The 19,528-nt window shown below is 69.1% G+C and carries 18 protein-coding genes; 3 read left to right on the top strand and 15 right to left on the bottom strand.

Annotated elements, in window-relative coordinates:
* The first annotated feature begins 25 nt into the window (after positions 1-25).
* Positions 26-1,486: a xylulokinase gene (gene xylB, locus MW290_RS05235; RefSeq protein WP_250196209.1), complete on the top strand. Its 1,461-nt coding sequence runs from the start codon at positions 26-28 to the stop codon at positions 1,484-1,486.
* Here the strand turns inward: xylB and MW290_RS05230 are convergent.
* From MW290_RS05230 to ppc, 15 genes are all read right to left on the bottom strand, one after another.
* Entirely contained in the window at positions 1,476-2,864 is a 1,389-nt protein-coding gene (locus tag MW290_RS05230; RefSeq protein ID WP_250196208.1) for a methyl-accepting chemotaxis protein, read from the bottom strand. The two genes, xylB and MW290_RS05230, sit on opposite strands and share 11 nt — an antisense overlap.
* A gap of 53 nt (positions 2,865-2,917) precedes the next feature.
* Positions 2,918-3,631, bottom strand: coding sequence for an RNA polymerase sigma factor FliA (locus MW290_RS05225; protein WP_250196207.1), 714 nt, complete (start codon positions 3,629-3,631; stop codon positions 2,918-2,920).
* Positions 3,632-3,649: 18 nt separating this feature from the next.
* Positions 3,650-4,441, bottom strand: a complete 792-nt coding sequence (locus MW290_RS05220; protein ID WP_250196206.1) for a P-loop NTPase family protein — start codon at positions 4,439-4,441, stop codon at positions 3,650-3,652.
* A gap of 14 nt (positions 4,442-4,455) precedes the next feature.
* Positions 4,456-6,048 carry a flagellar biosynthesis GTPase FlhF gene (gene flhF / locus MW290_RS05215; RefSeq protein ID WP_250196205.1) on the bottom strand — a complete coding sequence of 531 codons (1,593 nt, stop codon included), beginning with the start codon at positions 6,046-6,048 and terminating at the stop codon, positions 4,456-4,458.
* On the bottom strand, positions 6,045-8,162 hold the full coding sequence (gene flhA, locus MW290_RS05210; protein ID WP_250196204.1) for a flagellar biosynthesis protein FlhA: 2,118 nt from the start codon (positions 8,160-8,162) through the stop codon (positions 6,045-6,047). Before flhA ends, flhF begins: the two co-directional genes overlap by 4 nt.
* A 108-nt stretch (positions 8,163-8,270) precedes the next feature.
* A complete protein-coding gene (flhB, locus tag MW290_RS05205; RefSeq protein ID WP_250196203.1) occupies positions 8,271-9,434 on the bottom strand; it encodes a flagellar biosynthesis protein FlhB in 1,164 nt (387 codons plus the stop codon).
* 80 nt (positions 9,435-9,514) lie between these two features.
* Positions 9,515-9,811, bottom strand: a complete 297-nt coding sequence (gene flhD / locus MW290_RS05200; RefSeq protein WP_250196202.1) for a flagellar transcriptional regulator FlhD — start codon at positions 9,809-9,811, stop codon at positions 9,515-9,517.
* 137 nt (positions 9,812-9,948) lie between these two features.
* Positions 9,949-10,410, bottom strand: coding sequence for a hypothetical protein (locus MW290_RS05195; RefSeq protein WP_250196201.1), 462 nt, complete (start codon positions 10,408-10,410; stop codon positions 9,949-9,951).
* Positions 10,411-10,502: 92 nt separating this feature from the next.
* The gene (locus tag MW290_RS05190; RefSeq protein ID WP_250196200.1) at positions 10,503-11,135 is read right to left on the bottom strand and encodes a protein phosphatase CheZ; all 633 of its coding nucleotides are present in this window, start codon (positions 11,133-11,135) and stop codon (positions 10,503-10,505) included.
* Positions 11,136-11,151: 16 nt separating this feature from the next.
* Positions 11,152-11,550 (bottom strand): chemotaxis response regulator CheY, encoded by a 399-nt coding sequence (gene cheY, locus MW290_RS05185; protein WP_250196199.1) that lies wholly within the window; start codon positions 11,548-11,550, stop codon positions 11,152-11,154.
* Positions 11,551-11,578: 28 nt separating this feature from the next.
* A complete protein-coding gene (gene motB / locus MW290_RS05180) occupies positions 11,579-12,523 on the bottom strand; it encodes a flagellar motor protein MotB (protein ID WP_250196198.1) in 945 nt (314 codons plus the stop codon).
* A 30-nt stretch (positions 12,524-12,553) separates the two neighbouring features.
* A complete protein-coding gene (gene motA, locus MW290_RS05175; RefSeq protein WP_250196197.1) occupies positions 12,554-13,414 on the bottom strand; it encodes a flagellar motor stator protein MotA in 861 nt (286 codons plus the stop codon).
* A gap of 252 nt (positions 13,415-13,666) precedes the next feature.
* The gene (flhC, locus tag MW290_RS05170; RefSeq protein ID WP_250196196.1) at positions 13,667-14,221 is read right to left on the bottom strand and encodes a flagellar transcriptional regulator FlhC; all 555 of its coding nucleotides are present in this window, start codon (positions 14,219-14,221) and stop codon (positions 13,667-13,669) included.
* Between the two features lie 66 nt (positions 14,222-14,287).
* On the bottom strand, positions 14,288-14,611 hold the full coding sequence (gene flhD, locus MW290_RS05165; protein WP_250196195.1) for a flagellar transcriptional regulator FlhD: 324 nt from the start codon (positions 14,609-14,611) through the stop codon (positions 14,288-14,290).
* Positions 14,612-14,839: 228 nt separating this feature from the next.
* Entirely contained in the window at positions 14,840-17,638 is a 2,799-nt protein-coding gene (gene ppc, locus MW290_RS05160) for a phosphoenolpyruvate carboxylase (RefSeq protein ID WP_250196194.1), read from the bottom strand.
* A gap of 114 nt (positions 17,639-17,752) precedes the next feature.
* Here ppc and hemC point away from each other — a divergent pair, with 114 nt between their 5' ends.
* Together hemC and MW290_RS05150 are read left to right on the top strand one after the other, a co-directional pair.
* A complete protein-coding gene (hemC, locus tag MW290_RS05155; protein WP_250196193.1) occupies positions 17,753-18,712 on the top strand; it encodes a hydroxymethylbilane synthase in 960 nt (319 codons plus the stop codon).
* Positions 18,713-18,729: 17 nt separating this feature from the next.
* Complete coding sequence (locus MW290_RS05150) at positions 18,730-19,488, top strand: uroporphyrinogen-III synthase (protein ID WP_250196192.1); 759 nt, start codon at positions 18,730-18,732, stop codon at positions 19,486-19,488.
* Positions 19,489-19,528 lie beyond the last annotated feature (40 nt).

Raw genomic sequence — 19,528 nt, 5'->3', positions numbered from 1 at the left:
CGCTGGCGCCCACTAGCATCCCCGCATGTTTCTCGGTCTGGACTACGGCACCTCGGAAGTGAAGGCCTTGCTGCTGGATGCGCAGCACCAGGTGCTGGGCACCGCCGGTGCGGCGCTGCAGCTCAGCCGGCCGCAACCGGGCTGGAGCGAGCAGGCGCCCGCCGACTGGTGGGCTGGCACGCTGGCGGTGTGCGCCGAGTTGCGCGCCGCCCATCCGCACGCCTGGCAGCAGGTGCAGGCCATCGGCCTGTCGGGCCAGATGCACGGCGCCGTGCTGCTGGACGCGGCCGACCAGGTGCTGCGCCCGGCCATGCTGTGGAACGACACCCGTGCCGAGGCCGAATGCCGGGCGATGATGGACGAGCTGCCGGCGCTGCCGATGCTGTCGGGCTGCCTGGCCATGCCCGGCTTCACCGCGCCCAAGCTGCGCTGGCTGGCCACGCATGAGCCGCAGACTTTTGCCCGCGTCGCCAAGGTGCTGCTGCCCAAAGACTGGATCCGCCTGCGGCTGACGGGCGAGCACGTGACCGACGCCTCGGACGCCAGCGGCACCACCTGGCTGGACGTGGCCCGCCGCGACTGGAGCGACGAACTGCTGGCCCTGACCGGCCTCAGCCGCGCCCACATGCCGCGGCTGGTGGAAGGCAGCGAGCCCGGCGGCACGCTGCTGGCCAGCGCGGCCACCACGCTGGGCCTGCGCCCGGGCATCGTGGTGGCCGGCGGTGGCGGCGACAACGCGGCCAGTGCCGTCGGCATGGGCATCGTGCAGCCGGGCATGGGCTTTCTGTCGCTGGGCACCAGCGGCGTGATCTTCGTGGCCACCGACCGCTACCGACCCAACCCGCAGAGCGCGGTGCATGCCTACTGCCATGCGCTGCCCGGCCAGTGGCACCAGATGAGCGTGATGCTGTCGGCCGCCAGCTGCCTGCGCTGGGCGCGGCAGCTGCTGGGCCGCGCCAGCGATGCCGAGGTGGAGGCACTGGCCGCCGCCACCACGCCCGCGCAGCGCGAGGCGGCGCCGATCTTCCTGCCCTACCTGGGCGGCGAGCGCACGCCGTACAACAGCGCCACGCTGCGCGCCAGCCTGCATGGCATGGGCCACGACACCGATGCAGCGGCCGTGGCCTATGCGGTGATGGAAGGCGTGGCCTACGGCCTGGCCGATGGCCATGCGGCGTTGCAGGCCGCCGGCACCGTGGTGCGGCGGCTGTCGCTGGTGGGCGGCGGCGCCCGCAGCGCACTGTGGGCGCAGATGCTGGCCGACCTGCTGGGCACCGAGATCGTCATCCATGCCGATTCGGCCGCCGGTGGCGCCCTGGGCGCGGCGCGGCTGGGCTGGCTGGCGGTGGGGGGCGAGCTGAAGTCGGTGTGCGGCGCGCCCGCGGTGCTGGCGCTGCATGCGCCGCAGCGGGGTACGGCCGCCGAACGGCTGGCCGCGCGCTGGCAGCGCTTCCGGGCGCTGGGCGTCGCCGCCGTCAGAACTTGAAGGCCAGCCGCAGCCCGCCCCAGTGGCGGCCGTTGACGGTGATGGGCGCGGCGGCTTCCTTCATCACCACGAAGTGACCGCCGCCCATGTCGCGGCGGTAGGTCTGCAGCAGGAAGGGCCGCTTGTTCTGCGCGCTGGCCAGGCCGGTGCGGTCGTTGAAGATGCGGCGGTAGCGGCTGTGGGCCGTGTCCCAGGCCAGGTCGCCGCGCTGCGGGTGGTTGTACTGCTTGTTGTGGGTGGCCACGTAGCCGTTGCGGTCGGCGGCGATGCAATACACCACCTTGTCGCTGAGCTGCAGCATGCGTTCCTGCACCGGCGGCAGCAGGCGGTCGGCCAGTGCGCAAAAGCGCGTGGTGTGCTGCGCCGGCTGGGTGCCCGCGATGGGCACATAGCGTTCGTCGAACAGGTCGGCCAGGCTGATGCTGCCTTGCTTGACCGCGCCTTCCAGCAGCTTGCCCACCTCGGCCGCGGCCTGCTGGGCGGCCTGGATGTAGGGCGTGTCCTCGGTCACCACACCGCTGTCGGCGGCCAGCTCGATCAGCTGCTCGCTCACGCGCAGCAGGTTCTCGCTGCGGCCAATGGCGTTGTCCAGCGCACGCGTGGTCTGGCGCATGTGCTGCTCGATGGCGCCCATCTGCTGGTCCAGCAGCCCGCAGGCGCCGCGGCTCTGTTCGGCGGCGGCGGCGATGCGGCCGACTTCGTCGGCCACTTCGTCCAGCGCGGCATGCACGCCGCTTTGCGGCGTGCCGCCGGCGGCGGTGCCGCTCGTCTTCTGCTGCTCCGGGGCCTGGATCTCGCGGGCCAGCGTGCCGATGCGGGTGTCCAGGTGGGCCATGGTGCCCATGATGTCCTTGGACGAGGCTTCCACGCGGGCGGCCAGGTCCTTCACCGCATCGGCCACCACGCCGAAGCCGCGGCCGGCTTCACCCGCGCGCTTGGCTTCCACGCTGGCGTTGAAGGCCACCAGCCGTGTCTGCAACGCGATCTGGGTGATGTCATGCGCCGCTTCGGCCACCTTGCGCAGCGTCTCGACGATGCCGGTCACCTCGCTGCCCACCGCCTGCACCGCGACGCGGGCGCGGTCGACCGCGGCCACGCCCTGCTCGGTGTGGGTGCCGATGACCTGCTGCACGCGGGCCACGTCCTTGACCTGCCGCGCCAGTTCACGCGCGGTGGCGGCCTGCGTCTCGGCAGTCTGCCGCGTGTCGCCGATGACGCCCCGCACCTCGGCCGCCTCGCGCCCCAGCTTGGAGGCGTGCTGGGCCAGCCGCGACACCATCTGCGAGCCGTCTGCCGCCGCTGCGGCCGGTTGCGCGTGCGTGGCGGCGGGCGCCGCCTCGGCCAGGGAAGGGGCCGAGGCCCACAACTGCTTGAACATGACGACTGCCTTTGAAGGTACTGCGGTGATCGGCGGCCTGGGGGGTCAGGCCATCACCATTCGCGCAGCTTGACGCGCAGGCGCGCGATGCTCTGGCTGTGCAGCTGGCACACGCGGCTCTCGGTCACCTTGAGCACGGCGGCGATTTCCTTGAGGTTCATGTCGTGCTCGTAGTACATGCTCATCACGTACTGCTCACGCTCGGGCAGCAGCTTGATGGCCTCCACCAGCGCGGTGCGCATGCGCATGTCCTGCAGCACCGCCATCGGGTTGGCATCTTCGGTGCCGACGTGGCGCTCCAGGTAGTCGTCGTCGCCTTCGTCGCCGCTCAGGTCTTCCAGGTACACCAGCTGCGTGCCGCGCACCTTGCCCAGCAGCTCCTGGTATTCCACCAGGGTGATGCCCATCTCGGCGGCGATCTCGGATTCCTGCGGGGCACGGCCGAGCTTCTGCTCCAGCTTGTGCACCGCGGCTTCGATGTTGCGCTGCTGGCGGCGGTTGCCGCGGCTCATCCAGTCGCTGCCGCGCAGTTCGTCGAGCATGGCGCCGCGGATGCGCTGGGTGGCGAAGGTCTCGAACTGCACACCCTGGGCGGCGTCGAAGCGGCCGAGCGCATCGTTCAGGCCGATCATGCCCACCTGGATCAGGTCGTCGATCTCCACGTTGGCAGGCAGCTTGGCGATCATCTGATGGGCGAGGCGGCGCACCAGAGGGCTGTACTGCTTGAGCATCGCGTTGTTGTCGGTACGGCCTTTGGCGTTGTACATGTCCAGGGCTCCAGGGAATCAGTTGGCCATCAGCGAAGAGGGCGCCGTGCCGCGGCCTTGCCACGCCGGCGCCGCCACTTCGGTGGCAGCGGTGTCGTCCGCCAGCTGCCGGCGCACCAGCCGCATCAGCGCGTTGTCGGGGGCTTCGGCCACGTTGCAGGCGGGGTCCACCGCCACCCAGTCGTGCACCGCCGCGCCCAGGAAGCTGTCGGCGCATTGCGCGATCTGGCGGGCCACGTGTTCACGGCGGCCGCGTTGCGGGCCCACGGCCAGCATCAGGTCGAAGGCCATCAGGCCGGTGCGGGCGGCCAGGATCTTCATCGCCGCATAGGCATGGGTCACGCTGGGGCCGTGGTCGGCGGCCAGCAGCACCGGGCGCACCGCGCGGTGGCTGAACAGCCGGCTCAGTTCGCTGGCGCTGGCGTGCACCAGCACCACGTCGGCCTGCGGTGCGGCATCGGCCAGCTGGCGCAGCAGGCCGGCGCAGGAGCCGCGGGTGTCTACATGGCGCAGCGGCAGGCCGCGGGCGGCCAGGTAGCCGATCTGCGGGGACAGCTCCTCGATGCCGGCGGCCAGGTCCAGCTGCGTGAGTTCATGCGGCTCGGGGGCGGACTCGGCCGCATCCGCCAGCAGCAGCTTGCGGCCGCTGGCGGCGATGGCCGTCGTCAGGCGCTCGATCAGCACGGTGGCAAAGGCCACGTGCGGGTTGCTGGCCACCGCGATGTAGCGGGTGCGCGTCGGGCTGAACAGGCGGCGCAAGCCGTCTGCCTGGTCCAGCGGGGCGCTGCGGCTGGCGTAGAAGTCACGCATGTCGTCTCGGGTCCTCAGGCGTGGGCGGAGTTGCCGCGGGCGGCGTTGGAGCCCGCGAAGATCAGGTTCACGTCGTTGGCGTCCATGCGCCAGGAAGCGGCGGGCGCGGCCTTGAAGGCGCGCTGCACCAGGGCCTGGGCCGACAGCCGGTGCCAGTCTTCGGGTACACGCTGGCCGTTGGCCACGCCCACCACGCGCAGCTTGTGGCGGATCAGCGCGTCCAGCGCCGGGCCCAGCTTCACGGCCTCGTCGATCTTGGACAGCACCACGCCGCGGCAGGCCTTGGCCTGGTAGCTCAGCATCACGTCCTCGATGGTTTCGCCCTGTGCGCTGGCGTTGACCACCAGCAGCTTCTGGATGGCGCGGTGGCCCACCATGTCCAGCAGCTCGCGGGTGCGGCTGTCGCGCTGGGCCATGCCGGCGGTGTCGATCAGCACCATCTTCTTGCCGGACAGCAGGTCCAGCAGGTCTTCGAGCGAAGCGCGGTCGTGCGCGGTGTGCACCGGCACGCCCAGGATGCGGCCGTAGGTGCGCAGCTGCTCGTGCGCGCCCACACGGTAGGCGTCCAGCGTGATCAGGCCCAGGTGGCCGGCGCCGTGCTTGGTGGCGAAGGCGGCGGCAATCTTGGCGGTGGTGGTGGTCTTGCCCACGCCGGTGGAGCCGATCATCGCGTACACGCCGCCGGCGTCTTCCACCGGGGGTTCATGCTCGGCGGCCATCAGGTTGCGCTCCAGCACGCTGGCGGCCCAAATGGTTTCGTCCAGCGCATCGCCGGGCAGGCCGTCGGCCAGCTTGCGGATCAGCGCAGGCGAGAAGCCGCAGTCCAGCAGCTTCTGGGTCAGGTTGGCCTGGCGCGGGTTGCGCTGCATGCGTTCCATGAAGGCCAGGGCGCCGAAGCGCTCCTCGATCAGGCCCTTCATCGAGCGCAGCTCGCTCATCATCTCGAACTGGGTGTCGCGGGCGGCGCCCAGCTCGTCTTCCAGCGGCACCTGCGCCTGGCGGATCTCGTCGCGCAGCACTGGCGGGCGGCGGCGGCGCGGCGGTTCGGGGCGCGGCTCGATGTTGGGCAGCTCATGGCGCACGGTGCGGGCCGGGCGCTCGCCCAGCGTGGCGCGCACCGGCGGCGGCTCGGCGGTCGGGGCCTCGGGCTGCAGCTCGGCCTTGCGGCGCTTGAGCATGCGCTCGCGCACGTAGTCCTGGAAGGTGAGGGTGCTCATGCCCAGGCGGCCGACGTCGCGCTCCACCTCGGCGGCCGGTTCGCTGTCGATGCGGGAATCGATGCGGGGTTCGATGCGCTCTTCGATCCGCGCTTCGCGCGCGGCGATGCGCTGCTCCAGGCGCGAGGTCTCGGCGCGCGCCATCTCGCGCAGGTCGCGGTGGCCGCGGGCGGCGGGGGCGGGTGCAGGGGCGACTGCCGGTGCACGCACGGTGCCGGCCTGGCTGGCCGCACGTTCGATCTGCTGCAGGCCGTCCGGCGCCATCGCCAGCACCTCCACGCCTTCGGCGCAGGGGCGGGTGGACAGCACGACGGCGTCGTCACCGAAGGCCTGGCGCACCAGGTTCAGGGCGTCGCGCGAAGTGCGCCCCGTGAAGCGCTTGACGTTCATGCCGTGCCTCCAATGATCGAACCGATCCGGATCGTGTGGGTGTCAGGAATCTCGCTGTGCGCCAGCACCTTGAGCCGCGGCGCCGCGCGGCGCAGCAGCCGGGCCATCGGGGCGCGGATCAGGTCGGGCACCAGCAGGCAGGCGGGCACGCCCAGCTCTTCCTGCTGCCGCGAGGTGTCGGCCGCGCCGCGGGTGATGCTCTCGGCCACGCCGGGGTCCAGCGCGGCACCGTGCGGCGAAGTCAGGGCCTGGGTGATCAGGCGCTCCAGTTCGGGGTCCAGCGCGATCACGTCCAGCTCGCGGGCGGCGCCGTAGATCTGCTGGACGATGGCCGGGGCCAGATGCACGCGGATGCGGCGGGCCAGTTCGGTGGGGTCGGTGACCACCGCCGCATGCTCGGCCAGGCACTCCACGATCGAACGCATGTCCCGGATGTGGACACCTTCTTCGAGCAGCAGTTGCAGGACCTTTTGCACAGTGGCGATTCCGACCATCTTGGGGATCACGTCTTCGATCAGCTTGGGGGCCAGCTTGGTGACGTGTTCCACCAGGTTTTGCACTTCAACGCGGCCCAGCAGCTTGGCGGCCTGGACCTGCATCAAGTGTGAAAGATGGGTCGCCACGACGGTCGAGCAATCAACAACCGTAAATCCGGCCATTTGGGCCACCTCCCGCTGGCGCTCCTCGATCCATACCGCGGGCAGTCCGAAGGCCGGATCCGTGGTCTTGGTGCCGATGAGTTGCTGGGTGGCGCCGCCGGGGTTGATGGCCAGCAGCATCCCCGGAAAGGCCTCGGCTTCGCCGATCACGGCGCCGCGCAGGGCCACGCGGTACATGCTGGGCTTGAGCTCCAGGTTGTCGCGGATGTGCACCGGCGGCGGCAGGAAGCCCACGTCCTGCGCGAACTTCTTGCGCACGCCCTTGATGCGGCCCAGCAGGTCGCCCTTTCGTTCCTTGTCCACCAGCGCAATGAGGCGGTAGCCCACCTCCAGGCTCAGCGTGTCCACCGGCACCAGGTCGTCCCAGCTGGCTTCCACGTTGGCGGGCGGCGCCTCGGCGCCGGGGCCGGCCGCCGCACCGGGCGCGCCCGGTGCCGGCACCGGCGCTGCCTTGGCCTTCAGCTCGGCCTGGCGGGCCTTCCAGGCCAGCGCGCCGGTGGCACCGGCGATCAGCAGGAACACCAGGTTGGGCATGCCGGGGATCACGCCGATCAGGCCGACGACGCCGGCCGTCAGCCCCAGCGAGGTGGGCGAGCCGAACACCTGCTTGCGCACCTGGGTGCCGATATCGCTTTCCTTGCCCACGCGCGAGACCACCATGGCCGCGGCCACCGAGATCAGCAGCGCCGGGATCTGCGCCACCAGCGCATCGCCCACCGCCAGCAGCACGTAGGTGTTGGCCGCTTCGCTGGCCGTCAGGCCGTGCTGCACCACGCCGATGATGAAGCCACCGATCAGGTTGATGAACAGGATCAGCAGGCCGGCCACCGCGTCACCGCGCACGAACTTGCTGGCACCGTCCATGGAGCCGAAGAAGTCGGCTTCTTCACCCACCTCGGCGCGGCGCTTCTTGGCTTCGTCCTCGTTGATCAGGCCGGCATTGAGGTCGGCGTCGATGGCCATCTGCTTGCCGGGCATCGCATCCAGCGCGAACCGGGCGCCCACCTCGGCGATGCGCTCGGCACCCTTGGTCACCACGATGAAGTTGATGACCACCAGGATGGCGAAGACGATCAGGCCGACCGCGAAGTTGCCGCCGATCAGGAAGTGGCCGAAGGACTCGATCACCTTGCCCGCGGCGCCGGGGCCGGTGTGGCCTTCCATCAGCACCACGCGGGTGGAGGCCACGTTCAGCGACAGCCGCAGCAGCGTGGTGACCAGCAGCACCGCCGGAAAGGCCGAGAAGTCCAGCGGCCGCACCATGTTGGCGGCCACCATCATCACCATCAGCGCCATCGCGATGTTGAAGGTGAAGGCCACGTCGAGCACGAAGCCCGGCAGCGGCAGCACCATCATCGACAGCACGATCACCACGAACAGCGGACCGACGAGGCCGCGCACCAGCGCGGCGTTGTCTCCGAAGATGTTCTGCAGGCGGGCGAGGCTCGGGTTCATGAGCCGGGATTGTTCCGGCCGCCCCGAAAACTTGAGCCCGAATAAGCGGAAGAAAGCCGCCGTTTACCCGTTGCCGTACCGCCGCCGCGCGCGTGCGGCGGGTACGTACTAACGGTGACGCTTGGTGGCCCGCACGTAGGCGGGGTTGTGTGGGTCCAGCTCGGGCGGCACCGGCAGGTCGGCCGGCTCGGCTGGCTGCGGTGCCTCGCCGGCCATGGCCGCGCGCAGCTGGTACACGTAGGCCAGCACCTGGGCCACCGCCGAGAAGAGGGCGGCCGGAATCTCGCGTTCCAGCTCGGCATGCTGGTACAGCGCGCGTGCCAGCGGCGGTGCCTCCAGCACCGGCACCTTGGCGTCGCGCGCGATGTCGCGGATGCGCAGCGCCAGCAGGTCGGTGCCCTTGGCCACCACGCGCGGCGCGCCCATCTGCTTCTCGTCGTACTGCAGCGCCACCGCATAGTGGGTGGGGTTCATCACCACCAGGTCGGCCTTGGGCACCGCGGCCAGCATGCGCTTGCGCGACATTTCCCGCATCTTGACCTTGATCTTCTGCTTGACCTCCTGGTTGCCCTCGGCCTCCTTGTGCTCGTCCTTGGCGTCCTGGAAGCTCATCTTCAGGTCGTTGGCCAGCTTCCAGCGCTGGTAGGGCACGTCGATGGCGGCGAACAGCGCCAGCGTCACCACCACCTGGATCAGGCCGGTGAGCGAAGCGCTCACCGCATGCTGCAGCGCCGCGGGCAGCGGCATCGTCAGCGTGGCGGCAAACGATTCGATGCGCGACTGCAGGTACAGAGCGCCCACGGCGCCCAGCACTGCCGCCAGCAGCACCGACTTCAGCGCCTGCAGCAGCTGCCCCTTGGAAAACAGCCGCATCACGCCCGACAGCGGATTGAGCTTGTCGAAGGTGGGCGCCAGCGGCTTCGTGGTGAAGTTCCAGCCGCCGGACAGGCAGGCGCTGGCCACGCCCACCAGCGACATCACGATGCCCATGGGAATGATGACCATCAGCATCTGCACGCCCAGCGCGGCGGCGCGCTCGCCCATCAGCTTGGGGTTCTGCAGCATCGCATGGTCGAAGCGCAGGCCTTGCATCAGGATCTTCTGCATCCACTCGGCGATGTCGGGCGCCCACTTCACCAGCAGCCAGCCGCCTACGGCGATGGCCGCGAAGTGGCCGAAGTCGACCGAACGCGCCACCTGGCCCTGCTCACGGGCCTTGGCCAGCTTCTTGGCACTGGCGGGTAAGTTCTTGTCCTGGGCGGAATCGGCCATGGCGGGGGCAATCTAGTGGCTGCCATGGTGCCCTGGCGCCCGGGCGCGCAACCGCCGATAAGCGGGCGGAAATCTGTCGCTCAGGCCTTGCGGGTGCGCGCCGCGCCGGTCTCGGGCAGGTCAACCGCCGGCACGTGGTGGGTCAGCAGGTCCCACACCAGTTCGTCGTCCATGCGGAAGCTGCAGATCAGCGTGTTGCTGGCGGCGGCGCGGCTCAGCTGCGCGGGCGTCATGCGCTCGATGACTTCGGCGGCGCTGGCGCTCAGCCCCAGGCGCTGCAGGGCGGCGTCGCGGTCGGCCCGCAGCAGGGTCTGCGCGAGCATCAGGTAGGCGACGTTGGCTTCGCGGATCTCCGCAAGGATCTGGCTGCTGTTCATGGGGGCTACGGCACCGCGATGGGGGTCCGCCTACTGTAGGAGCGGCCCGTCGCGGCCGTCAGCCGCCGCTGCGCCATGCGCGCTGTCCCGCAAGTTCCGCGCGGCTTGTCGGCGCAATTCCTACAGTGGCAAGCAGTTCAAGCGGAGACATCCACCTTGGCGCCCAGCGGATTGCGCAGCCCCGCGTAGCTGGAGGCGGCCACCGCCTGGCGGCCGCGCTCGGCGCTGTCCACCGCAGTGGTGGCGCTGCTGCCCGCCGCGGGCGTGACGGCCTTGCAGGCTGCGCAGGTGCAGCCCGATCCATGCTTGGAGCCGAGGCCGAAGCCGATGCTGAAGGGCAGTTCGATGGGCGGCGGCGGTGGCGCGGGCGCAGGCGTCGGTGCACTCGCCACGCCCGGGGCGCTGCCATCGGCCGCGCTGCCCGGGTTCGCCGCCTGGGCCGTTGCGCCAGCACCGGCGCCCGCGCTGGCGGGTGCCGGCGCGGGGGCAGGGGCGGTAGCGGGTGATGGGGCCGGCGTCGGCAACGGCAGCGGGCGCCGTTCGATCGCCGGGGTCATCAGCGTGCTGGGGCTGGCTGTGTTGGGCGAGATGGGAGTCATGGTCACCCCTCGAAGATCTGATCCTGAGAGGGACTACGGCAGTTTCTCGCCGGTCTTGAGCCGGCTGGGCGCTCAGAGTGCGCCCGGATGTGTCAGAAGCCCAGGCTGGCGAGCAGGTCGTCGACTTCGCTCTGGTCCTGCACGATGTCGGTGCGGCCTTCGGGGTTCACCACCGGGCCGTTGAGCACGGCGGTTTCCACTTTCTGGGCCTGCTCGGGCGGCGCGGCCTGCACCAGCAGCTTGACCAAGCTAGATTCCAGCTCTGTGGCCAGCGACACCACCTTGGCCACCACCTGGCCGGTGAGGTCGTGGAAGTCTTGCGCCAGCATGATGTCGGTCAGGTGCTGGTCGATGCGGGCGGTGGCGCGTTCCACCTCACCCACGAAGTTCATCACCGAGCCCGAGGCCACGGCGCGCACCGGGTCGGCCACGATGGCGGCCGCGATGGCGCGCGTCTGCTCGGTGATGGTGTGGTGTTCCACCTTGGCGCTGTCGACCGAGTTCAGCACCTTGTCGGCGGCGGCGGCCGTCTTCTGGGCGATGTAGCTCAGGCGGCTGCGCGCGTCGGGCAAGCCGTCGGCGGCGTCCTTCAGCTTGGGCATCACGCCCAGCTGGTGCAGCGTGTCGTGCAGCTGGCGGGTGATGGTGCCCAGCTGCTGGAAGATCTCCGGCGAAGCCTGTGCTGCCATTTGCGGTGCCAAGGCGGCGATGTCATCCATCTTCATCGGGTACTCCTTGGGCTCAGGCCGTGGCCGCCAGTTTTTGCATGATCTTCTGAACCTTCTCTTCCAAGGTGGCCTTGGTGAAGGGCTTGACGATGTAGCCGGCGGCGCCCGACTGGGCGGCCAGCACGATGTCTTCCTTGCGGGCTTCGGCCGTCACCATCAGCACCGGCAGGTGCTTCAGGGAGTCGTCGGCCTTCACGGCCTTCAGCAGCTCGAAGCCGTTCATGTTCGGCATGTTGATGTCCGACACGACGAAGTCGAACTTCTGGGCTTTGAGCATCTGCAACGCGATCGCGCCGTCTTCGGCCTCGTCCGCGTTGTTGCAACCCATTTCCTTGAGCAGGCCCCGCACGATGCGGCGCATGGTCGAGAAGTCGTCGACGATGAGAAATTTGAGATCGGTGGTGCTGCTCATGGGAGGGCTTCCTCTCGGGGATGAGGCTTTATCGGAGATTGACGAGGGGACTTGAGGCGGGCCGGATCGACGGCACGCCGGTGGCTTCCGCCACCTCGGGCGCGGTACGGAAAACGCGGTCCTCGGCATCACGGTTCATCACGATGATGCTGATGCGGCGGTTCTGCGGGTTCAGCGGTTCGTCGGCCACGAACAGCGTGCTGGAGGCCAGGCCCTGCACCCGCAGGATGCGGTGGTCGGGCAGGCCCCCCAGGATGAGCTCGCGGCGCGATGCGTTGGCGCGGTCGGCCGAGAGTTCCCAGTTGCTGTAGCCGCGCTCACCGCCGGAGAAGGGGTGGGCGTCGGTGTGTCCTTCCAGCGTCAGCCGGTTGGGCACCTCGGCCAGCACGGCGCCGATTTCGCGCAGCAACTCACGCATGTAGGGCTGCACCTCGGCGCTGCCGCTGGCGAACATCGGGCGGTTCTGTTCGTCGACGATCTGGATGCGCAAGCCGTCGCGGGTCATGTCCAGCCGGATCTGGCTGGCCAGCGGAGACAACTTGGCGTTGGCGCCGATCTTCTGTTCGACCTTCTGCTTCAGCTCTTCCAGCCTGGCGCGCTCGGCGCGCAGCTGTTCTTCCTTCAGAGCCTGCAGGTTCACGGTGGCCTTGGGCGCCTGGATGTCGCCGCGCTTGACCTGGCCGGTGGTGCGTGTCAGGTCCTGGCCGCCGCCCTTGAGCACGTGCGAAGAATCGCCCGAGCCCGAGCCGCCGGCCAGCAGCGCCACCTTGAGCGGTGACTGGAAATAGTCGGCGATGCCCTTCTTGTCGCCCTCGGTGGTGGAGCCCAGCAGCCACATCAGCAGGAAGAAGGCCATCATCGCCGTCACGAAGTCGGCATAAGCGATCTTCCAGGCCCCGCCATGGTGACCATGGCCGCCCTTCTTGATCTTCTTGACGATGATCGGCTGCAGCTTCTTGCTGTCACCGGCCATCGCAGGCTCCTTCGATGCGCGGGGCCGTCATCATTTTTTGCCTTTGACGTGGCCTTCGAGCTCGGAGAAGGTGGGGCGTTCGGTGGAGTACAGCACCTTGCGGCCGAATTCCACCGCCACCTGCGGCGCATAGCCCTGCATCGAGGCCAGCAGCGTGGTCTTGATGCACTGCAGTTCCTTGCTGCCTTCGTCCACCTTCTGCTCCAGCAGGCCGGCCAGCGGCTCGAAGATGCCGTAGGCCAGCAGAATGCCAAGGAAGGTGCCCACCAGCGCCGAGCCGATCATGCCGCCCAGCACCGCCGGCGGCTGGCCCACCGAGCCCATGGTGTTCACCACGCCCAGCACCGCGGCCACGATGCCGAAGGCCGGCAGGCCGCCGGCCAGACGCTGGATGGCGCCGACGGGCGCATGCGCTTCGTGGTGGTGGGTGTCGATCTCGCTGTCCATCAGCGATTCGATCTCATGCGAGTTCAGGTTGCCCGACACCATCATGCGCAGGTAGTCGGTGATGAACTCCATCACGTGGTGGTCGTTGCCGATCACCGCGTACTTGGAAAAGATGGCCGAGCTGTGCGGGTCCTCGACGTCCTTTTCGATGGACATCAGGCCTTCCTTGCGCGCCTTCTGCAGGATTTCATAGAGCAGCGCCATCAGCTCCATGTAGCGGGCCTTGGTGTACTTGCTGCCCTTGAAGCAGGCGCCGAAGCCCTTCATGGTGGCCTTGAGCACCTTGGGCTGGTTGTTGGCGATCATGGCGCCGATCGCCGCGCCCATGATGGTGATCATCTCGAACGGCAATGCCTTCATCACCACGCCGATGTTGCCGCCGTGGACGATGAACACGCCGAAGATGCAACCCAGCGCTACCAGCCAGCCGATGATGACGAACATGATGTGAACGAGTTCTTGGTTCCGCGGTTTATCGGTGCGGGATCCGTTCACTTGAGTTTGGGGCCGGGGGCCGCAGGCCGCTCCAAGCAACAGCGGCCTTTTGGCGCGCCAATAAAAAACGCGGACCGTGGGGTCCGCGTGAAAGCACAGAGACTGTGCCAGGAGGAGACAAATGAGCGATCAGATCGCCCGCAGTGTTTGTATCGGCTGGTGCTGCGGGCTTCTTGAGGACTTTTTTCGCGGCGCCGCGTGTCAGTGCGCGGAGCTGCTCTGCATCGTCAGAGCGCCGGCCGCCTTGCCCTTGCCGGCACGCGCCGGGGGGTTGCACAGGCCGCAGGTGTAGTGACGGGCGATTTCATGCGGGTGGGTGACATAGTGGCCGCCGCAGCTGTTGCACTTGGTCATGGTCAGCATGCCGTTGTCGACGAACTTGACCAGGCGCCAGGCGCGGGTGACGGACAGCAGCGGTTCCAGGTTCTGGGCTTGTGTTTGTTCCAGGTAAAGCTGGTAGGCCTTGATGACGACGTCGATCTCGTCCATCTCCGCCGCCTTGTTCAGGTATTCGTGGATGTTCAGGAACAGGCTGGCGTGGATGTTGGGCTGCCAGGTCATGAACCAGTCGGTCGAGAAGGGGAGCTGGCCCTTGCTGGGGCTCTTGCCGGACACTTCCTTGTAAAGACGAAGCAGACGCTCATAGCTCAGGTCGGTTTCCGATTCCAGCACCTGCAGGCGGGCGCCCAGGTTGATCAGCGTGACCGCCCGTTCGATTTGCTTGGCTTCGGTGAGGATGCTCTTGTTGCGTGCCATGATGTTTGCTCCGTCCTGTATCGCTGTGTTGTCTGGCGTGTGACCGGTCGATGCTGCCGGCCTGGCTTACGCGGCTTCCTGGTGGCGGCCCGCCATCAGGATGGAGGCGTGCAGGCGGTTCACGGCGTCGTTGGCCGAGGCCTTGCCGTGGCTGGTCAGCAGGTTCCACACCAGCTCGTCGTCCATCCGAAAGCGGCACAGCAGCGTGTTGCCCGAGGCCACCTTCATGATCTGCGCGGCCGACAGCGTGCCGATCAGCGTCGCGGTGTCCTCGCTGATGCCCAGGCGGTAGAGGGCCTGCTCGCGGTCGGCGCGGATCAGGCTCTGCGCCAGCATCAGGTAGCTGAGGTTGGCTTCACGGATTTCAGCGAGGATCTGGTCGGCGGTCATGTCGGGGGCTCCGGGTTCTGCAAGGCAGCACGGGGGTTGCTGCGATGGAGGAACTTTAGAAGCCGAAACAAAGGGGCAACAGTGGCCCATCTCCATGACTTGAGTCCCGTTTGTTCCGTACCCCTTGTCAGGCAAATTCCTACAGCGCGGCCGTCCCCTCGACCATGAAAAAAGGCCCCGAAGGGCCTGGCGCGTCGGATGTGACGCCGAGATGACGGAGCGCAGGCTTCAACCCGTGTTGCGCAGCCCCGCGGCGATGCCATTGATCGAGATGTGGATGCCCGTCTGCACCCGCTGCACCTGCGGGTCGCCCTCGCGGCGGGCGCGGTAGCGGCGCATCAGCTCGGCCTGCAGGTGGTTCAGCGGGTCGAGGTAGGGGAAGCGGTGCTCGATCGAGCGCGCCAGCGCCGCGTTGGACGCCAGGCGCTGCGGGTCGCCGGTGATCAGCGACAGCACGTCGCTGGTGCGCTGCCATTCGGCCTGGATGGCGCTGAAGATGCGCTTGCCCAGCTTCTTGTCTTCCACCAGGTCGACGTAGCGCGAGGCGATGCGCAGGTCGGTCTTGGCCAGCACCATGTCCAGGTTGGACATCAGCGTGCGGAAGAAGGGCCACTGGCGGTACATCTTCTGCAACAGCGCCAGCCGATCCTTGCGCGGGCCCTCTTCGCTGCCCAGCCAGGTGTCCACCGCCGAGCCGAAGCCGGCCCAGCCCGGCAGCGCCACCCGGCACTGGCCCCAGCTGAAGCCCCAGGGAATGGCGCGCAGGTCTTCGATGCGGCGGCTGGCCTTGCGCGAGGCGGGGCGTGAGCCGATGTTCAGCTCCGCGATCTCGCGGATCGGCGTGGCGGCAAAGAAGTAGTCGGTGAAGCCGGGGGTCTCGTACACCAGTTTGCGGTAGGCCTCGAAGCTGCCGGCGCTGAGGGCGGCCGCCGCCTCCAGGAAGGCCTTGGGCGGGCTCTTGGCCGGCGTCAGCAGCGTGGCTTCCAGCGTGGCGGCCACCAGCGTCTCGAGGTTGCGCAGGCCGATCTCGGGGTTGGCGTACTTGGACGAGATCACTTCGCCCTGCTCGGTCAGGCGGATCTGCCCGTTCACCGTGCCGGGCGGCTGCGCCAGGATGGCCTGGTAGCTGGGGCCGCCGCCGCGGCCGACGGTGCCGCCGCGGCCGTGGAACAGGCGCAGCGTGAGGCCGTGCTGGGCCTTCAGCGGCTCGAACAGGCCCACCAGCGCCGTCTCGGCGCGGTACAGCTCCCAGTTGCTGGTGAAGAAGCCGCCGTCCTTGTTGCTGTCGGAGTAGCCCAGCATGATGTCCTGCTCGGCCCCGCTGCGCACGATCATCGGCAGCACGCCGGGCAGCTCGTAGAACTGCCGCATGATGGGTTCGGCATTGCGCAGGTCGCCGATGGTCTCGAACAGCGGCACCACGATGAGCTGCGAGGTGGCCTCTTCGTCCAGCACGCCACGCATCAGGCCGCCTTCCTTGAGCAGCAGCAGCACTTCCAGCAGGTCGCTCACGTCTTCGGTGTGCGAGATGATGTAGTGGCGCAGCGCCTCGCGGCCGAAGCGTTCCAGCGCCTCACGCGCGGCGTCGAACACAGCCAGCTCTCCGGTGGCCAGCTCGGAGTACGCGTGGTTGCGCACCCGCAGCGGGCGGGCGTCGTTCAGCAGCTTGAGCAGCAGCGCACGGCGGGCGGCTTCGTCCAGCGCGCAGTAGTCGGGCTCGATGCGGGCGGTGGCCAGCAGCTCGGCGATCACCAGCTCGTGCTGGTCGGAGCTTTGCCGCAGGTCCACCGTGGCCAGGTGGAAGCCGAACACCTGCACCGCGCGCATCAGCGGCGCCAGCCGCGGCGCGATCAGCGCATCGGCATGGTGGTGGCGCAGCGAGTCGGCGATCACCTGCAGGTCGGCCAGCAGCTCGTCGCTGCGCTGGTAGGGGTTCTGCGGCGGCACCGCGTGGCGCAGCGCCTCGGTGCCGGTCAGCTCGTGCAGCGTGGCGGCGGTGCGCGCATACATGCCGATCAACGCCTTGCGGTAAGGCTCGTCGTTGCGGTGCGGGCTGTGGTCGGGCGAGGCATCGGCCAGCGCCTGCATGGCCGGCGTCACCGGCGCCAGCGTGCTGGAGATCGACAGCTCCGCGCCCAGCGAATGCAGCTCGGTCAGGTAAAAGCGAAGCGCCACTTCGGCCTGCCGCGCCAGTGCCTGGCGCAGCGTGTGGGCGCCGACGTTGGGGTTGCCGTCGCGGTCGCCACCGATCCACTGGCCCATGCGGAAGAAGTTGGCCACCGGGTGGCCCGGCAGCGCCTGCTCGATCTGCTGGTACAGCCGCGGGATCTGTCGCAGGAAGGTGGACTGGTAGTAGCTCAGCGCGTTCTCGATCTCGTCGGCCACGGTCAGCTTGGTGGTGCGCAGCATGCGCGTCTGCCACAGCTGGGTGACGCGGGCGCGCAGCAGCGCCTCGTTCTGCTGCAGGTCGCGCGCGGTGGTCTGGCCGTCGCGCTGGTGCACCAGTTCGGCGATCGCGCGCTCGGCGTCCAGGATGGACTTGCGCTGCACCTCGGTGGGGTGGGCGGTGAGCACCGGCGCGATGTAGGCGCGGTCCAGCGTGTGGGCGATCTCGTCGGCCCGCACGTCGGCGGCGGCCAGGCGCTCGAAACTCATCGCCAGCGAGCCTTCCTGCAGGTGGCCTTGCGCTTCGTGGTGCTCGCGGCGGCGCACGTGGTGGCGGTCTTCGGCGATGTTGGCCAGGTGGCTGAAGTAACTGAAGGCCCGGATCACGCTGACCATATGGTCGCCCGACAGGTTCTTCAGCAGCCGGTCCAGCACACGCCCGGCGGAGGCGTCCTTCTTCAGCCGGTAGGCCACCGACAGCTGGCGCACGCGCTCCACCAGCTCGAAGGCTTCCTTGCCCTCCTGTTCCCGGATCACATCCCCGAGGATGCGCCCCAGCAGGCGGATGTCTTCGACCAAAGGTCGGTTCTTCTCGGCCGCATCCACTTCTTGAGCGCGGGCGGTACGGGCTTGTCTTGCCATGGTCTCTCGTCCCTCATGTGTAATCCGGTTACGGATTTGATGGTAACTTTTTAAGCGCCGTTCGTGAATGCTGGCGACGTCGGTGCCTGCGGGTCCGCTAGCGATAATCAAGCCATGAGTGCACCGCTTCTGATCGCCACCCGCGAAAGCCGTCTTGCGTTGTGGCAGGCCCACCATGTGCAGGCGCTGCTCACCCAGCGCTTCGGCGCCCAGGTGGATTTGCTGGGCATGACCACCCGGGGCGACCAGATCCTCGACCGCAGCCTTTCCAAGGTCGGCGGCAAGGGCCTGTTCGTGAAGGAACTGGAAACCGCGCTGGAAGAAGGCCGCGCCCACCTGGCCGTGCACTCGCTGAAAGACGTGCCGATGACGCTGCCCGACGGCTTCGTGCTGGCGGCGGTGCTGGAGCGGGAAGACCCGCGCGACGCCTTCGTCTCCAACCGCTACGCCGACCTCGATGCACTGCCGCAGGGCGCGCGGGTGGGCACTTCCAGCCTGCGGCGTGTGGCCCAGCTGGTGGCCCAGCGGCCCGACCTGGTGATCGAGCCGCTGCGCGGCAACCTGGACACGCGGCTGCGCAAGCTGGACGAAGGCCAGTTCGACGCCATCGTGCTGGCCGCCGCCGGTCTGATGCGGCTGGACCTGGAAAGCCGCATCCGCACCCGTTTCGACACCCGCCGCATGATTCCGTGCGCCGGCCAGGGCGCGCTGGGCATCGAGGTGCGTGAAGACGCCACCGCGCTGCGCGCCCAGCTGCAGCAGCTCGTTCATCGGCCCACCTGGCTGGCGGTGCAGGCCGAGCGGTCGGTGTCGCGCGCGCTGGGCGGCAGCTGCAGCATGCCGCTGGCCGCTTATGCCCAGTGGGCGGACGACGGCGCGCTGCAACTGGACGTGGCCCTGGGCCATGCCGACGACGCCCGCCAGCCGCTGCTGCGCGCCAGCGTGCGGGCGACGGTGGCCGACGATGCCGCGGCCGAGGCGCTGGGCAGCCAGGCGGCGGCCGAGGTGGTGCGCCAGGCGCCTGCCGGCTACCTGCCGGCTGGGCACGGAAGCGGGCAGGGAAGCGGGTACTGAGGCCCGCCGCCCGTCGCATGCGCCTGCTGGTCACCCGGCCCCAACCGCAAGCCGACGCCTGGGCCCAGCGCCTGGCGGCCGCCGGCTTCGAGGCTGCGGCCATTCCGCTGCTGCACACCGAAGCCTGCGGCGACCTGGCCTCGCCCACCGCCGCCGCGCTGTTGGCGGCGGCCCACGGGGTGGTCTTCGTCAGCCCGGCGGCGGCCACCCACTTCTTTGAACAGGGCGCCGGCCTGCCGTGGCCGGCCCATCGCTGGGCCGCCGCGCCCGGCCCCGGCACGGCCGACCGCCTGCAGGCGCTGGGGGTGCCTGCGGCCTGCATCGTGCAGCCCGCGGCCGATGCCGCGCAGTTCGATTCCGAGTCGCTGTGGCAGCAGCTTCAGCCGCGCGTGGCCGCGGGCCACCGCGTGCTCATCGTGCGCGGCGACGGCGGCCGCGACTGGCTGGCCGACACCTTGCGCGCCAGCGGTGCGGTCGTCGACTTCCTGCAGGCCTATCGCCGGGCTGCGCCGCGGCTGTCGCCGCAGGAACGGGTGCAGCTGCAGGCCGCGCTGGCCGCCCCGGCCGCGCATCTGTGGCTTTTCAGCAGCGGTGAAGCCATCGGCCACCTGGAAACCCTCGCGCCCGGGGCAGACTGGCGGGCTGGCCTGGCGCTGGCCACCCATCCGCGCATCGAGGCCCGGGCCCGGGCGCTGGGCCTGGGCCGGGTGTTCGCGGCGCGGCCCAGCTTCGACGCGGTGGTCGCCGCGGCCCGGAAGATCGCCGAAACCCCATGAATACAATCCTTCGACTGTGAACGACGACGCTGTTTTGCCA

The sequence above is a fragment of the Aquincola tertiaricarbonis genome (assembly GCF_023573145.1).
Lineage (GTDB): Bacteria > Pseudomonadota > Gammaproteobacteria > Burkholderiales > Burkholderiaceae_C > Aquincola > Aquincola tertiaricarbonis_B.
This window is presented reverse-complemented; position numbering and strand designations above follow the sequence as displayed.

Excerpts from the sequence above, each read along its gene's own strand:
- flhD (WP_250196195.1), bottom strand. The coding sequence starts at position 14,611 with ATGACCGCCGACCAGATCCTCGCTGAAATCCGTGAAGCCAACCTCAGC.
- ppc (WP_250196194.1), bottom strand. The coding sequence starts at position 17,638 with ATGGCAAGACAAGCCCGTACCGCCCGCGCTCAAGAAGTGGATGCGGCC.
- MW290_RS05150 (WP_250196192.1), top strand. The coding sequence starts at position 18,730 with ATGCGCCTGCTGGTCACCCGGCCCCAACCGCAAGCCGACGCCTGGGCC.
- flhF (WP_250196205.1), bottom strand. The coding sequence starts at position 6,048 with ATGAACGTCAAGCGCTTCACGGGGCGCACTTCGCGCGACGCCCTGAAC.
- MW290_RS05230 (WP_250196208.1), bottom strand. The coding sequence starts at position 2,864 with ATGTTCAAGCAGTTGTGGGCCTCGGCCCCTTCCCTGGCCGAGGCGGCG.
- MW290_RS05220 (WP_250196206.1), bottom strand. The coding sequence starts at position 4,441 with ATGCGTGACTTCTACGCCAGCCGCAGCGCCCCGCTGGACCAGGCAGAC.
- flhC (WP_250196196.1), bottom strand. The coding sequence starts at position 14,221 with ATGGCACGCAACAAGAGCATCCTCACCGAAGCCAAGCAAATCGAACGG.
- MW290_RS05190 (WP_250196200.1), bottom strand. The coding sequence starts at position 11,135 with ATGAAGATGGATGACATCGCCGCCTTGGCACCGCAAATGGCAGCACAG.
- MW290_RS05225 (WP_250196207.1), bottom strand. The coding sequence starts at position 3,631 with ATGTACAACGCCAAAGGCCGTACCGACAACAACGCGATGCTCAAGCAG.
- flhB (WP_250196203.1), bottom strand. The coding sequence starts at position 9,434 with ATGGCCGATTCCGCCCAGGACAAGAACTTACCCGCCAGTGCCAAGAAG.
- cheY (WP_250196199.1), bottom strand. The coding sequence starts at position 11,550 with ATGAGCAGCACCACCGATCTCAAATTTCTCATCGTCGACGACTTCTCG.
- xylB (WP_250196209.1), top strand. The coding sequence starts at position 26 with ATGTTTCTCGGTCTGGACTACGGCACCTCGGAAGTGAAGGCCTTGCTG.
- MW290_RS05195 (WP_250196201.1), bottom strand. The coding sequence starts at position 10,410 with ATGACTCCCATCTCGCCCAACACAGCCAGCCCCAGCACGCTGATGACC.
- motB (WP_250196198.1), bottom strand. The coding sequence starts at position 12,523 with ATGGCCGGTGACAGCAAGAAGCTGCAGCCGATCATCGTCAAGAAGATC.
- motA (WP_250196197.1), bottom strand. The coding sequence starts at position 13,414 with ATGTTCGTCATCATCGGCTGGCTGGTAGCGCTGGGTTGCATCTTCGGC.
- hemC (WP_250196193.1), top strand. The coding sequence starts at position 17,753 with ATGAGTGCACCGCTTCTGATCGCCACCCGCGAAAGCCGTCTTGCGTTG.
- flhA (WP_250196204.1), bottom strand. The coding sequence starts at position 8,162 with ATGAACCCGAGCCTCGCCCGCCTGCAGAACATCTTCGGAGACAACGCC.
- flhD (WP_250196202.1), bottom strand. The coding sequence starts at position 9,811 with ATGAACAGCAGCCAGATCCTTGCGGAGATCCGCGAAGCCAACGTCGCC.